A 13,577-nucleotide genomic window follows, 5' to 3' on the forward strand; every position below is an offset into this window, starting at 1 on the left:
AACCAGTCCTTATTGAGCACTCATCAATGCCTTTACTTGCTCACCAGTACAGCCAAAACGCCGTTCCCGGTTGATAAACCAAGTCACCGCTTCAACCAAACTGTCTTCGTCAAACTCAGGCCAGTACTGTGGCGTAAAGTACATTTCAGCATAAGCTATCTGCCACAACATAAAATTGCTGATCCGACATTCACCACTGGTGCGGATCAACAGATCCACTTCCGGTAAGTCTGCCATAGTCAGATGCTGAGTGATCATGTTTTCGTCGATGTCCTCTACGCGAATCTCGCCATTGCGAGCTTTCAACGCCAGCGCTTTAGCCGCCTGAGTGATGTCCCATTTACCGCCGTAGTTTGCGGCAATGTTGATCACCATACCGGTATTACCTACCGTCAGCGCCTCCGCTTCCGCAATTTTACTTTGTAAACGTTGATTAAATCGGCTGGTATCACCCACTACACGTAAACGTAAGTTATTTTTATGTAGCTTTTTGACTTCACTCGACAGGACAGAAATGAAAAGCTCCATAAGCAATCCGACTTCTTCTTCTGGTCGACGCCAGTTCTCACTACTGAATGCGAATAGGGTAACGGCTTGAATACCGAGCTTAGAAGCAGCGGCTACGGTCTTTCGTACGGCGACAACGCCTTTCTTGTGACCAAAAACGCGAGGCTTTCCTTTGGATTTCGCCCAGCGTCCATTACCGTCCATAATGATGGCAATATGCTTGGGAAGGGCGTCAGAGAAGGCTTGAGAATTTTGCATAGGGAATTAATTGAGTTCCATCAGTTGGATAGAATAACACAAAAAAACGCTGAGCTGTGAGCACAGCGTTTTCCAACAGTGATGTGTCTGGGAGTATTAAACTTCCATCAACTCTTTTTCTTTTGCCGCAAGCACTTCATCAATTTTCTTCACCGCAGCGTCAGTCAATTTTTGAATATCTTCTTGTGCTTTGCGATCTTCATCTTCAGAGATCTCTTTGTCTTTAAGCAGCGCTTTCAGATCGCTGTTTGCGTCACGACGGATGTTACGAACCGCAACACGAGCGCCTTCAGCTTCACCGCGAACGATTTTAACCAGGTCTTTACGACGCTCTTCGGTTAGCGGTGGAAGTGGAACGCGAATGATTGTGCCTGCAGACATTGGGTTTAGACCAAGGTCAGACATCAAGATCGCTTTCTCAACTTTTTGAGTCAGCTCTTTGTCGAAAACTGTGATTGCTAAAGTACGAGCGTCTTCAGCAACAACGTTTGCTACTTGGTTAAGGGGAGTAGCAGCACCGTAGTATTCTACAGAGATACCAGATAGTAGGCTTGGGTGCGCGCGGCCAGTACGAACTTTAGCAAGGTTGTTCTTTAGCGCTTCAACGCTTTTGTCCATACGCTCTTGCGCGTCTTTATTGATTTCGTTAATCACGGTTTCACCTTAAAAATGTCATCTTTCCTGAAGAAAGCCTAAAGGGTTTGGGCAAAGTGAAACGCCATCCAATACTTCTTGAATGGCGTTGAGATTTACGCGTCAGTGCAGATCAGCGTACCTTCAGCTTCACCCATTACCACGCGACGTAGTGCGCCTGGCTTGTTCATGTTAAATACGCGGATTGGCATTTTGTGGTCACGAGCAAGTGTGAACGCAGCCAAGTCCATTACTTTCAATTCTTTATCCAGAATTTCAGCGTAAGATAGCTTATCATACAGCTCTGCGTCTGGGTTTGCTACTGGGTCAGCAGTAAATACACCATCAACTTTTGTGGCTTTTAGAACCACATCAGCTTCGATTTCAATACCACGCAGACACGCTGCTGAATCTGTAGTGAAGAATGGGTTACCCGTACCTGCAGAGAAGATTACTACGCGGCCTTGACGAAGTTCACGGATAGCGTCTGCCCAGTTGTAATCGTCACACACACCTTTCAGCGGGATAGCTGACATTACGCGAGCATTAACGTAAGCACGGTGAAGGGCATCACGCATGGCCAAACCGTTCATAACGGTTGCCAGCATACCCATGTGGTCACCCACGACGCGGTTCATACCCGCCTCAGCAAGGCCGGCACCACGGAACAGGTTACCACCACCAATTACAACACCAACTTGAACACCCAGTTCAACCAGCTCCTTAACTTCTTGAGCCATGCGATCCAAGACCGCCGGATCGATACCAAAACCGTCTTCGCCTTGAAGAGCTTCACCACTCAGTTTTAACAGAATTCGTTGATACGCTGGTTTAGGGTTCGTAGTCATGGAGTATACCTTCCAAAAGAGAGTTGTTGATTAACAGTCATGAATGCAGACTGATCACTATCAAGCAATCCGTATTCATCACAGCTAATCGTTTAACCGTTGGTCATAAAAAGACCGCAGCCATGGCTACGGTCTAAATTTTATGCGCTTCTCTAAGGATTAACCTTTCTGAGCAGCTGCAACTTCTTCAGCGAAGCTCATTTCTTCTTTCTTCTCGATGCCTTCACCCACTTCCAGGCGAACGAACGTAGCAACTGAAGCGCCTTTTTCTTTCAGCATTTCGCCTACAGATTTCTTCGGCTCCATGATGAACGCTTGACCAGTTAGAGAGATTTCGCCAGTGAATTTCTTCATGCGGCCAACAACCATCTTCTCTGCGATCTCAGCAGGCTTGCCTTCGTTCATAGCGATTTCAACTTGAACTTCTTTTTCTTTAGCAACTACGTCTGCTGGTACGTCTTCTGGGTTAACGTACTCTGGCTTAGAAGCAGCAACGTGCATTGCAACGTGCTTAAGAGTTTCTGCATCGCCTTCACCAGCAACAACTACACCGATTTTCTCGCCGTGACGGTAAGAAGCTAGTGCTGCACCTTCAACGTATTGAACGCGACGAATGTTGATGTTTTCACCAATTTTAGCAACTAGAGCAACGCGCTCTTCTTCGAATTTAGCTACTAGCTCTTCAACAGAAGCTTTAGTCGCCAGAGCGTCAGCTGCTACTTTTTCTGCGAATGCAGTAAAGTTACCGTCTTTAGCAACGAAGTCAGTTTGGCAGTTAACTTCTAGAAGAACAGCAACGCCGTTGCCTTCTTTGATGATGATTGCGCCTTCAGCTGCAACGTTACCAGCTTTTTTAGCTGCTTTCGCTGCGCCTGATTTACGCATGTTTTCAATTGCTAGTTCGATGTCAGCGTTTGCTTCTACAAGCGCTTTCTTACATTCCATCATGCCAGCGCCAGTGCGCTCGCGAAGTTCTTTAACTAGAGCAGCAGTTACAGTTGCCATTCTCTATTCCTCGTTTGATTCGAAATAAGGTAAAAAACAGGGGCCTACATTGTCGGCCCCCATTGCTAACTATAACTCAGTCTATGCTACAACAAGGTTTCACATAGACTAAGTGTGACACAGAGCCGCTATTATTCAGCTTCTACGAAACCGTCTTTTTCAGCAACTGCTGCAACGTCTTTGTTGCGACCTTCAGTTACTGCAGATGCAACAGCGTTTAGGTACAGCTGTACTGCGCGGATCGCGTCATCGTTACCTGGGATGATGTAGTCAACGCCGTCTGGGTTAGAGTTAGTATCTACCACAGCGTAAACTGGAATACCTAGGTTGTTAGCTTCTTTAATTGCAATGTGCTCGTGATCAGCGTCGATTACGAATAGAGCGTCTGGTAGGCCGCCCATATCTTTGATACCACCAAGAGATTTCTCTAGCTTCTCCATTTCACGAGTACGCATTAGAGCTTCTTTCTTAGTTAGTTTGTCAAAAGTACCGTCTTGAGCTTGAGCTTCTAGGTCTTTTAGACGCTTGATTGACTGACGAACAGTTTTGTAGTTAGTTAGCATACCGCCTAGCCAGCGGTTGTTAACGTAGTACTGGTTGCTTGCGATAGCAGCTTCTTTAACAGCTTCAGATGCAGCGCGCTTAGTACCTACGAATAGAACTTTACCTTTTTTCTCGCCAACTTTAGCTAGTTCAGCCAGAGCGTCGTTGAACATTGGTACAGTTTTTTCTAGGTTGATGATGTGAACGCGGTTACGAGCACCAAAGATGAATGGCTTCATTTTTGGGTTCCAGTAACGAGTTTGGTGACCAAAGTGAACACCAGCTTTCAGCATATCGCGCATTGATACAGTTGCCATTTTAAAATCCTCTACGGGGTTAGGCCTCCACATCCCCCATAATTCCGACCAAGCTTCTGCTCAGCACCCCGGAACATGTGACGGAATGTGTGTGATTTAAAGATAAATGTGTTAGTCGGAAGAAGCGTGCTTCGCCATTGGCTTGTGCCCAACAGAGAGAACAGTCCTCGATTCCGGCGCGCTTTATACCATATTTTAGGTCATATTGGCTAGTAAAAAATGTGTTTACTCTGGCTTTCGCCGCGTAATTCTCTGCTGCTCGTAACACACACGCCCCATATGCCAACACCGAATATGAAAGACTCATGTTTGTTATGCGCTTGGGTTAACGCGCGCATCTCTGGTAGAATGCGCGCTATCGCACTCTGAGTGTTTAAGAATTAGTAGAGAAAGCCAATGTCCATCAAGATTAAAACAGCAGAAGAAATCGAACGTATGCGAATCGCGGGTAACTTAGCCGCAGAAATTCTGGAAATGATCGAACCGCATATCGCCGTCGGCGTAACGACAGAAGAGTTGAACAAAATCTGTCACGACTATGCGATGGAAAGAGGCGCGTACTCAGCTCCGCTAGATTACCACGGTTACCCTAAATCAATCTGTACCTCTATCAACCACATCGTATGCCACGGTATTCCGGCAGAGCAAGATGAGATTGGCAGCAACGGTCAGCTCAAGCCAGCCGTACTTAAAGACGGCGACATCATCAACGTCGACATCACCGTGATCATCCCTGATGATGAAAATGCCGATCTTAGCGTCCGCCCTCAGGGCTACCACGGCGACACCTCTAAGATGTTCTTTGTCGGAGACGTATCACCCGCCGACAAGCGCCTTTGCATGGTGACACAAGAGGCATTGTATGTGGGTATGCGTAAAGTCAAGCCTGGCGCAACCGTGGGAGATATTGGTACCGCGATTGAAAAGTACATCAAAGACAACAACAAAAAGAATCCACGTAATAAATTCTCTATCGTGAAAGATTTCTGTGGCCACGGTATCGGCAATGAGTTCCACGAAGAACCACAGGTAGTGCACTACAAAAACAACGACCGCCGCGTGCTTAAGGAAGGCATGTGCTTTACCATCGAACCGATGATTAACGCGGGCAAATTTGGTTGTAGTGTTGATGCACAGGACGACTGGACGGTTTACACCGGCGATGGCAAAAAGTCGGCTCAGTATGAGCACACGATTTGCGTCACCAAAGACGGCTGTGAAGTATTAACTTTGCGCAGCGACGATACCATCCCCCGCCAGATGAAGAACGCGTAAAACCAATCAAGTTACTATCCCCGCCAATGCGGGGATATTTTTTATCTTCGTCAGATTTGTTAAATTGCTTTTAGTTTAAGCTTGCACGGATAGCAAATATGCCTTTTCAGTCCCCTCTTACCTTTACTGACGATCAGCTCACCATCAGTGAACTGAAACACCAACTTGAACAGTTCAGCCACTACCAGCAACGACAGTTCCTCGACCATCAGCCAATCACAGACCTTGTGCTGCTGCGCGCCGAATACATGGATCTGCTCCTTACCCGACTGTGGCAACACTTTGGTTTTAAAGATATTTACAACATCTCGCTGGTAGCGGTCGGTGGCTATGGCCGCGGAGAACTGCACCCGTTATCTGATATTGATATTCTGGTGTTGTCCAACAACAAACTACCACCTGCGCTGGAGAGCAAAATCAGCGAGTTCATCACCCTGCTGTGGGACTTAAAACTCGAAGTTGGCCACGCCGTCCGCACGGTCACAGAGTGTGCCGAAATCGGACGGGCTGATCTGACGGTCGCCACTAACCTGCAGGAAGCGCGCCTGCTTTGCGGCAGCGAAGATACCTTTCAGGCGCTGAAAAAAGTGGTGCTTTCCGACTCCTTCTGGCCCAGCGAGACGTTTTATCAGGCAAAAATCCAGGAACAACGGCAACGCCATGCCCGCTATCACGATACCACCTATAACCTGGAGCCAGACATCAAATCGACCCCAGGCGGACTGCGCGACATCCATACCCTGAGCTGGGTCGCGCGGCGTCATTTTGGTGCCACCTCGCTGCTGGAAATGAGCCGCTATGGTTTTTTAACCGATGCCGAATACCGGGAGCTGGTCGAGTGCCAGGACTTTTTGTGGCGGGTACGTTTTGCCCTGCATATGGAACTAAAGCGTTACGACAACCGCCTCACCTTCGCCCATCAAGCGCAGGTTGCGGAACACCTGGGCTACACCGGCGAAGGTAACCGTGGCGTTGAAATGATGATGAAGGAATTCTATCGCACCTTACGCCGCGTCGCCGAACTGAACAAAATGCTGCTCAAGCTGTTTGATCAGGCGATCCTCAATGGCGGCGACAGTGAGGATGCGCAAATCATTGATAGCGATTTTCAGCGCCGCGGCGCGTTAATTGAGGCACGGAAACCGGCGCTGTTCCAGGCACGGCCGGAAACCATTCTGGACATGTTCCTGCATATCGCCAATGATTCGACGATTGACGGCGTCAGCCCGCCAACCCTGCGCCAGTTGCGTACCGCCCGTCGCCGCCTGAACAAATTTCTGCATGACATTCCCGCCGCCAGGGAAAAATTCATGGCACTGTGCCGCCACCCCAACGCCCTGCACAGAGCCTTCAGTTTAATGCACAAACTGGGCGTACTGGCGGCGTACCTGCCCCAGTGGAGCCAGATTGTCGGCCAGATGCAGTTTGACCTGTTTCACGTCTATACCGTGGACGAGCACAGCATTCGTTTACTCAAGCATATCAATACCTTTGCCGACCCCGGTAATCACAGTAAGCACCCCATCTGCTGCGAGCTCTACCCGAGAATCCAGAAAAAAGAACTGTTGATCCTGGCTGCGATTTTCCACGACATCGGTAAAGGACGCGGCGGTGACCACTCAGAAATCGGCGCGGAAGAGGCGTACGAATTTTGTATCGAACACGGTTTATCCAAGCCTGAAGCAAAACTGGTCAGTTGGTTAGTCCGCCATCACCTGCTGATGTCGGTTACTGCCCAGCGGCGTGATATTTATGATCCAGACGTGATCACCGAATTCGCCAAACAGGTGCGCGATGAAGAGTATCTGGAGCTGTTGGTTTGTCTTACTGTAGCGGACATCTGCGCGACTAACCCTGAGCTGTGGAACAGCTGGAAGCGTACCCTGCTGGCTGAGCTGTTTTACTCGACCCAGCGGGCACTGCGCCGTGGCCTGGAAAACCCGGTAGATGTTCGCGAGCGAATCCGCCACAACCAGCAACTCGCCTCTGCTCTATTGCGTAAGGAAGGTTTCAGCGCCCGGCAAATCGAGGTGCTGTGGCAACGCTTCAAAGCCGATTACTTCCTGCGTCACACCCATAAACAAATCGCCTGGCATTGTGAGCACCTGCTGCGCATGGACGACCCGGGTAAGCCGCTGGTACTGATCAGCAAAAAAGCCACCCGCGGCGGCACCGAAGTGTTTGTTTACAGTAAAGATCAGCCAGCGCTGTTCGCCACCGTCGTGGCAGAGCTTGATCGTCGTAACTTTACCGTACACGACGCACAAATCATGACCAGTAAAGATGGCCATGTGATCGATACCTTTATGGTGCTGGATCAGAATGGCAAAGCGGTGGAAGAGTCGCGCCACAGCGCGGTGATCAAGCACCTGACCCATGTGTTAACCGATGGCCGTCCGACGAAAATCAAAACCCGTCGTACCCCGCGCAAATTGCAACACTTCAATGTGAAAACCAAAGTCGACTTTTTACCGACCAAAAGCAAAAAGCGCACTTTGATGGAATTTGTTGCTCTGGATACCCCGGGGCTGCTGGCGAAAGTGGGCAAAACATTCTCTGAACTGGGACTTCACCTGCATGCGGCAAAAATAACCACCATTGGTGAGCGCGCCGAGGATTTGTTCATTCTGACCAGTGACACGGGAGGACGTTTGAGCGAAGAGCAACAGCTGATGCTGCGAGAAAAACTGATCGAAAATATCTCCGATTCAGCACAGAGTTGATCACAGGAAAAAAGCAAGGTCGATCTTGCCCACAAGTTAGGCCATTGGTTTAAATATCAGCTATCTACCACATAGATGGGCTGCTACAGTTGTATTGATCACTCATTCAATACACAGAGGTAGCCCATGTTTCCCCACCTCACTGGCTTGGGAATCCACGATCCCAAACAGATTGAACGTTATTCCCTACGCCAGGAAGCACACAAAGACGTGCTGAAAATTTACTTCCACAAACAGAAAGGTGAATTTTTCGCCAAGAGTGTTAAATTCAAGTACCCGCGCCAGATTAAAAATGTGTTGGTTGACAGCGGCAGTCACCAGTATAAAGAAGTAACCGAAATCAACCGCAACTTAACCTTAGTCATTGATGAACTGAATACCATCACTAAGCCAGAAACCGTAACCGACGGCGACGTCAAACAGAAGATCCTTTCCGATTTACGCCACCTTGAAAAAGTGGTAGCAAGCAAGATCGCCGAGATCGAAGCGGATCTGGAAAAGCTCAAGTAAGCTTATGAATTCTTAAAGATTAAAAAGGGGTTGGTATGGATAACAGCCCCTTTCTTTTTTTTTTTCAGCGAATACTCGAATCTTTATGCAGCCAGCACGTTACTTAACCAGCGACTCATCCCAGCCAAATCGGGCAAACAGCTGCTGCCAGGTGTTATCAATGCTGGCCTTCATCACGATCTCTTGCTCAGTAAATGGATGAACGAAACGCAACTCTGAGGCATGCAGGAGCAAACGGTGGGAATCAAACTCGGTGCGATACAGCTTGTTGTGCTTACCGTCACCATGACTGGTATCACCAACGATCGGATGACGCAGGTGCGCCATATGGCGACGCAACTGGTGCTTGCGCCCGGTCTTTGGTTTCATTTGCATCAGACAATATCGCGTGGTAGGAAACTTACCGGTGGAATAAGGTACTTCCACTCTGGCTAGCGGAAGATAGGCCGTCACCGCCTCTTGGGCCGCTTTTTCCTGAGAAGCAAACTTATCCGCAATTTTATCCAGCTCAACTTTCAGCGGATAGTCCAGTACCCCGGCTTCTTCGATCCAACCGCGCACGATCGCGTGATAAGTTTTCTCCATCTTGTGCTCGGCAAACATCGGCATCACTTGCGAAGCCACATCACTGGAGAGCGCAAATACCAGCACACCAGAAGTGGGGCGATCCAAACGATGAAGAGGATAAACATGCTGGCCAATTTGGTCACGCAGGGTCTGCATTACAAACTGGGTTTCGTGTTTATCCAGCCAACTGCGGTGGACTAACATTCCGGCCGGTTTATTGACCGCGACAAAATACTCGTCCTGATAGACGATCTCCAACTCCGTCTGAAGTGGCTCTGCAAGGGTTTCGTGTTCAATCATTGTCGTTACTGGCATATAGAGTCGATGGCCCGAATGGTCTCAATCAGCTCGTCGAACTGAGGTTCTAACTTCCATACTTCTTCGAAATATGGTGCGACAGCGAAGCCCTTGGGCACAGCATTACCACTGGCCAATAGCGCGCGCATCCGCGGTAGAAATATCCATTGTAACCACTGCTGTGGAGTGAGTATATCAATCGCAAATGGCTCGGTACTCTGCAGCATTTGCGGTTCAGGAGGTTGAAACTGCCAGAGTTGATGATCTTTCAACGAGGCCTCCAGCTGACTAAGCAGTGCCAGCAGGTTTGTGCTTGATGTCATTAGGGTCTGATTACCTTTTGAGCTGATATTTGCAGCAATTCATAGCGCTTAAGTACAAGGCTGTGGTTATTCTTTTTACCTCAAACCTTGAATTAGCCGCGAATGATACCATTTATTCAGAGGCGGTTTATCTTTTCGGAGCAGGTTTTGTCTCAAATAAGCAGCCGGCAATCCATCAAGTTAGGACACGGTTTTAATGGAAAACATTCATACTCTCACCCAACTACTGACCAACAGCGGCTGCGAATACCAAATCTTCGATCTGGGCAGACGGATTCAGTCCATCACTCATTCACTGTTTAGCGACGTTGAGAAAGGCCAAAGCCCTTACCCTTTTCCATTGCAGCGCAAAGCACACCTGGCAATCGCATACTGGAATGAAGAACAGCAGCCCTGGATATGGTTTCTCAAGTTTGAGCTGGATGAACGAGGCTTGCTCAAACAAGCTGATATTGGCAATTTTATTAAATATGTCATTGAAGCCATGGGCTCGCGGCTGAACCAGGAAATGTCAGAAGAGCAGCAACAGAAGCTGGCAAACAATCCCTACACTTTTAAGCCTGCTGAAGACAAAATGGCCGTTTTTCACAGTCAGTTGCGGGCGAAATTGGATCTGCCAACCAGCCAGTATTACGAGCACGCCCAGCACTATTTCTCCGGCGATTTAGGCTGGGACAGCTGGCCAACTGTCGGGTTACAAGGCATTACCGATATGGCGGCCCGCCTCAGCACGGCACAAAATGGCGTGATTCTGCGCAAGGCTTTGCGTCACTTACCTAATCAACCACTTTATGCCTTACTCGGCGCGCTGGAGCACGTTGAACTGCAGCCCCGCCTGGCAGAGCGGATCGCAGAAATGGCGCAAGATCAAATCGAAAGCCAGGAGCCCGACTTATTCCTGCTGTCGGCCTTGATTCGAGCTCTGGCTGGTGCTCCGGCAGACATCGCGCAACCTGTCCTGAATACCGTATTACAAAGTCCACGCCTGAGCCATCAGGAAGTCCTGATTGGTATTGCGGGCAGAGACTGGCACTTACTCGCCAATGCCGATACCGCCGGGCAATTTTTGCTGCGCCTGGCACAAACCGGCAACCAGAGCCTGTTTAATCAGTTGTTCGCCGATCTGGTGATGCTGCCGGCACTGAGAATGGTCCTGCTACCATTGTTGCACGCCAGTCCATCGGATGAATTAGCCAGCGCACTGGTCAAACTTCAGCAAGCAACCAAAGGGTAGATATAATCCATGATTGGTGACCTGCTTGCCATTTTAGGCCTGTGCTTTTTCTGCTTTTTATTCTGGCAACAGCGACGCCAGGCCGAACTAGCCAAAAGCGCGATCACTCGAAAATGTGAACAGCTTGATTTGCAATTGATCAGCATCGCCTTTGGCGCGCATAAACTAAAAACGCCAGACGGAGTCTGGCGTTGGTATACGATTTATCAGTTCGAGTTCTCCGCCCTGGGCGATGACTGTTATCAGGGTCAGCTCACTATGGTTGGATTCAGGCCGCTGAACTTTCACCTACCACCGCACCGGATGTAAATTCCAGTTCGTAATAAGGGCCATACAGGTCCTTATACTCTTTGCTTTTGCTAAAGCCGAGCTTTTCTAACACCGCAATCGCTGCCTGATGATTGACGTTCACATTAGCTCTCACCCTTTCAAGCCCTAATTCTCGGCAGGCTTTCGGAAAAAACGCTTTTAAGGCTTCAGTTGCCAGCCCTCTCCCCCAATACGTCTTGTCGAAGATAAAGCCTAATTCAGCTTGGTCATCCAAATGCGAAATAAACACGTGGCCCATATAGTCACGGCTGGAATTATCCAGTACCGCCATACTATAAACACTGTCATCATCCAGTATTTTATTGAATAACTGCTTGGCAGAAGCCACATTATGTGGGCCATTCATTTGGGCACGATTGATCGCACAGCAGTTGAGCATAACAAACTCGAGTTGCAGCGACTCACTGTAGGGAAGAAGAAGCATTCTTCTGGTCACTATGGTCACATCTGTTCCTTGATTACAGCAATCTATAATGGTCCACTATCAAACTTGGTTGATAGCAGTGCTTGACGCCTATTTCTGAGAAGCCGAAAGCTAAGCCAACTGGTTGGAAAGGATACTGTTCTGAATTGTTATTTTTAATTGGTAATGCCGGTGGGCTCTTGTTGTCTTGTGATGCCACCAATATAAACAAGAAAGACCCCGACACAGATGTATCGGGGCCGTAGTCTTACTCGCAGCAGTCCGGCTACTAATTCGTGCTCCATGCATCATCCATAATAGTGGCTGAATCCGTCAGCTCAGTCCTTACTCGCCGTCCTAGCGGTGTCCCTATCATCCTGATAGCTAACCATCCCGTTAGCGCACATCACTTGTTCCTTGAGCGGTGTCCGTTGCATCATCCTGATGCTGTTCCTTACCTCAATCCGGTGAGGGGTCCATTGCCGTCCTTAGTCATCAACCTCCTGTTGATGCTTGTGTCCTTACAATGTCCTGACGCTCCTTGCTTGGTTACCCTTCCTAAGTAACCAAATCGTCATCCTGACGATGACCAACTCCTTGGTGCTTTCCTGTTCCGTGTCTGCATCCTGCCGACACATTCAACTCTACTCCTTTCCTTAAGGATCTCAATCCACCCACAACAAAACTTTACTAAACAAACGGGACTTCCACATGTCAAGATCAACAAATTCAATAACTTAAACAATAAAATTGCGCTTTGGCTGAGTGCAATATCGCTTTTTCTCACAACCCTTGTGAGAGATCTCGCACAAGGGATTGCCATAATTGCTATTCGCCAAAAACTGCCCCTCAACGTATGATGATAGGTATATCGTTACCAAGGACACATTATGTTAACTCAAGATGTCACCAAAGAGCTGGAAGCCATACTGGAACAACTTCATCAGCAAGGAAAAGAGCCGACCGTTGCCCTGGTCAAAGCCCGGTTACAAACCCCGGTGCCGATGCCAGCTCTGATCGCCACGATCAAAAGCTGGAAAAGCGCCAACCGGGTGCCTAAAGTGGAAGTGGCTGCCTCACCAACACCTCAGGCCGATCGCCTGGCAGTTTTAGAGGACACCGTGGCCAAGTTAACTGCACGCATTGATGCTTTAGAGCAACAACTGAGTGAGGGCAAATCATGAAACTGTGGGTCGATGCTGACGCCTGTCCAAAAGTCATTCGCGAAACCATTGTCCGGGCCGCGGAACGCACTGGCGTAGAGTGTACGTTTGTCGCCAACCATGTGGTTCCGGTGCCCAAGCGTGCCAACATTCATTCGCTGCAGGTCGCCGCAGGATTTGATATCGCGGACAATGAAATCGTGAAACGGGTAGAGGCCCGTGACTTGGTTATTACCTCTGACATTCCACTGGCCGATGAAGTGATCACCAAAGGCGCACTCGCGCTGAGCCCGCGCGGCGAGCTTTACACCAAAGACACCATTAAAGCACGTCTGAATATTCGTGACTTTATGGAAACCATGCGCTCAAGCGGTATTCAGACCGGCGGCCCGGCAGCGCTGTCGCAAACCGATCGGCGTGAATTTGCTAATCACCTCGACAGGATTCTGGCCAAGCGCTAACCGGAACACAATATCAAACAAAAAGCCTGCGAAAATCGCAGGCTTTTTACTCAGTGCCTGTTCCGTCCTAAATAAGGTTGACACTTTCCAACCCCAAAATTGGAGAGTGTTATGAAATCAACAAATAAAAGAACTCAGCGCGATTATTCCCTCGCTTTTAAACTCACCGTAGTGGATGAG

Annotated in this window: 15 protein-coding genes; 7 read left to right on the forward strand and 8 right to left on the reverse strand. The window is 48.8% G+C overall.

What is annotated here, in order from left to right:
- Positions 1 to 9: 9 nt before the first annotated feature.
- From P2G85_RS17860 to rpsB, 5 genes are all read right to left on the reverse strand, one after another.
- Positions 10 to 765, reverse strand: coding sequence for an isoprenyl transferase (locus P2G85_RS17860; protein WP_275865425.1), 756 nt, complete (start codon positions 763 to 765; stop codon positions 10 to 12).
- Between the two features lie 96 nt (positions 766 to 861).
- Positions 862 to 1,419 carry a ribosome recycling factor gene (gene frr, locus P2G85_RS17865; RefSeq protein WP_275865426.1) on the reverse strand — a complete coding sequence of 186 codons (558 nt, stop codon included), beginning with the start codon at positions 1,417 to 1,419 and terminating at the stop codon, positions 862 to 864.
- 95 nt (positions 1,420 to 1,514) lie between these two features.
- The gene (pyrH, locus tag P2G85_RS17870; RefSeq protein ID WP_275865427.1) at positions 1,515 to 2,246 is read right to left on the reverse strand and encodes a UMP kinase; all 732 of its coding nucleotides are present in this window, start codon (positions 2,244 to 2,246) and stop codon (positions 1,515 to 1,517) included.
- A gap of 159 nt (positions 2,247 to 2,405) precedes the next feature.
- Positions 2,406 to 3,251 carry a translation elongation factor Ts gene (tsf, locus tag P2G85_RS17875; RefSeq protein ID WP_275865428.1) on the reverse strand — a complete coding sequence of 282 codons (846 nt, stop codon included), beginning with the start codon at positions 3,249 to 3,251 and terminating at the stop codon, positions 2,406 to 2,408.
- 131 nt (positions 3,252 to 3,382) lie between these two features.
- Positions 3,383 to 4,111 carry a 30S ribosomal protein S2 gene (gene rpsB, locus P2G85_RS17880; protein ID WP_275865429.1) on the reverse strand — a complete coding sequence of 243 codons (729 nt, stop codon included), beginning with the start codon at positions 4,109 to 4,111 and terminating at the stop codon, positions 3,383 to 3,385.
- Between the two features lie 396 nt (positions 4,112 to 4,507).
- On the opposite strand from rpsB, the gene map reads away from it, so the two are divergent.
- The 3 genes from map to P2G85_RS17895 all read left to right on the forward strand — a co-directional run bounded on the left by map (position 4,508) and on the right by P2G85_RS17895 (position 8,619).
- Entirely contained in the window at positions 4,508 to 5,386 is an 879-nt protein-coding gene (map, locus tag P2G85_RS17885) for a type I methionyl aminopeptidase (protein ID WP_275865430.1), read from the forward strand.
- 98 nt (positions 5,387 to 5,484) lie between these two features.
- A complete protein-coding gene (glnD, locus tag P2G85_RS17890; RefSeq protein ID WP_275865431.1) occupies positions 5,485 to 8,109 on the forward strand; it encodes a bifunctional uridylyltransferase/uridylyl-removing protein GlnD in 2,625 nt (874 codons plus the stop codon).
- A 126-nt stretch (positions 8,110 to 8,235) separates the two neighbouring features.
- Positions 8,236 to 8,619 (forward strand): DUF3461 family protein, encoded by a 384-nt coding sequence (locus tag P2G85_RS17895; RefSeq protein ID WP_275865432.1) that lies wholly within the window; start codon positions 8,236 to 8,238, stop codon positions 8,617 to 8,619.
- 99 nt (positions 8,620 to 8,718) lie between these two features.
- Here the strand turns inward: P2G85_RS17895 and truC are convergent, their stop codons facing one another.
- Positions 8,719 to 9,486: a tRNA pseudouridine(65) synthase TruC gene (gene truC, locus P2G85_RS17900; RefSeq protein ID WP_275865433.1), complete on the reverse strand. Its 768-nt coding sequence runs from the start codon at positions 9,484 to 9,486 to the stop codon at positions 8,719 to 8,721.
- 5 nt (positions 9,487 to 9,491) lie between these two features.
- Entirely contained in the window at positions 9,492 to 9,806 is a 315-nt protein-coding gene (locus tag P2G85_RS17905) for a YqcC family protein (RefSeq protein ID WP_275865434.1), read from the reverse strand.
- 196 nt (positions 9,807 to 10,002) lie between these two features.
- On the opposite strand from P2G85_RS17905, the gene P2G85_RS17910 reads away from it, so the two are divergent.
- Positions 10,003 to 11,040 (forward strand): DUF3549 family protein, encoded by a 1,038-nt coding sequence (locus P2G85_RS17910; RefSeq protein ID WP_275865435.1) that lies wholly within the window; start codon positions 10,003 to 10,005, stop codon positions 11,038 to 11,040.
- A gap of 9 nt (positions 11,041 to 11,049) precedes the next feature.
- On the forward strand, positions 11,050 to 11,349 hold the full coding sequence (locus P2G85_RS17915) for a DUF3301 domain-containing protein (RefSeq protein ID WP_275865436.1): 300 nt from the start codon (positions 11,050 to 11,052) through the stop codon (positions 11,347 to 11,349).
- Here the strand turns inward: P2G85_RS17915 and P2G85_RS17920 are convergent.
- On the reverse strand, positions 11,309 to 11,794 hold the full coding sequence (locus P2G85_RS17920; protein WP_275865441.1) for a GNAT family N-acetyltransferase: 486 nt from the start codon (positions 11,792 to 11,794) through the stop codon (positions 11,309 to 11,311). The genes P2G85_RS17915 and P2G85_RS17920 overlap by 41 nt on opposite strands.
- Positions 11,795 to 12,663: 869 nt before the next feature.
- Here P2G85_RS17920 and P2G85_RS17925 point away from each other — a divergent pair.
- Together P2G85_RS17925 and P2G85_RS17930 are read left to right on the forward strand one after the other, a co-directional pair.
- Entirely contained in the window at positions 12,664 to 12,957 is a 294-nt protein-coding gene (locus P2G85_RS17925; protein WP_275865437.1) for a hypothetical protein, read from the forward strand.
- Positions 12,954 to 13,397, forward strand: a complete 444-nt coding sequence (locus P2G85_RS17930; RefSeq protein ID WP_275865438.1) for a YaiI/YqxD family protein — start codon at positions 12,954 to 12,956, stop codon at positions 13,395 to 13,397. Before P2G85_RS17925 ends, P2G85_RS17930 begins: the two co-directional genes overlap by 4 nt.
- Positions 13,398 to 13,577: the final 180 nt, after the last annotated feature.

This window comes from Vibrio sp. CAU 1672 (assembly GCF_029223195.1).
In the GTDB taxonomy this organism is placed as follows: Bacteria; Pseudomonadota; Gammaproteobacteria; order Enterobacterales; family Vibrionaceae; genus Vibrio.

Coding starts and splice junctions, on each gene's coding strand:
- truC (WP_275865433.1), bottom strand. CDS start 9,486: ATGATTGAACACGAAACCCTTGCAGAGCCACTTCAGACGGAGTTGGAG.
- glnD (WP_275865431.1), top strand. CDS start 5,485: ATGCCTTTTCAGTCCCCTCTTACCTTTACTGACGATCAGCTCACCATC.
- P2G85_RS17925 (WP_275865437.1), top strand. CDS start 12,664: ATGTTAACTCAAGATGTCACCAAAGAGCTGGAAGCCATACTGGAACAA.
- rpsB (WP_275865429.1), bottom strand. CDS start 4,111: ATGGCAACTGTATCAATGCGCGATATGCTGAAAGCTGGTGTTCACTTT.
- P2G85_RS17920 (WP_275865441.1), bottom strand. CDS start 11,794: ATGCTTCTTCTTCCCTACAGTGAGTCGCTGCAACTCGAGTTTGTTATG.
- P2G85_RS17930 (WP_275865438.1), top strand. CDS start 12,954: ATGAAACTGTGGGTCGATGCTGACGCCTGTCCAAAAGTCATTCGCGAA.
- P2G85_RS17860 (WP_275865425.1), bottom strand. CDS start 765: ATGCAAAATTCTCAAGCCTTCTCTGACGCCCTTCCCAAGCATATTGCC.
- pyrH (WP_275865427.1), bottom strand. CDS start 2,246: ATGACTACGAACCCTAAACCAGCGTATCAACGAATTCTGTTAAAACTG.
- map (WP_275865430.1), top strand. CDS start 4,508: ATGTCCATCAAGATTAAAACAGCAGAAGAAATCGAACGTATGCGAATC.
- P2G85_RS17910 (WP_275865435.1), top strand. CDS start 10,003: ATGGAAAACATTCATACTCTCACCCAACTACTGACCAACAGCGGCTGC.
- P2G85_RS17905 (WP_275865434.1), bottom strand. CDS start 9,806: ATGACATCAAGCACAAACCTGCTGGCACTGCTTAGTCAGCTGGAGGCC.
- tsf (WP_275865428.1), bottom strand. CDS start 3,251: ATGGCAACTGTAACTGCTGCTCTAGTTAAAGAACTTCGCGAGCGCACT.
- P2G85_RS17895 (WP_275865432.1), top strand. CDS start 8,236: ATGTTTCCCCACCTCACTGGCTTGGGAATCCACGATCCCAAACAGATT.
- P2G85_RS17915 (WP_275865436.1), top strand. CDS start 11,050: ATGATTGGTGACCTGCTTGCCATTTTAGGCCTGTGCTTTTTCTGCTTT.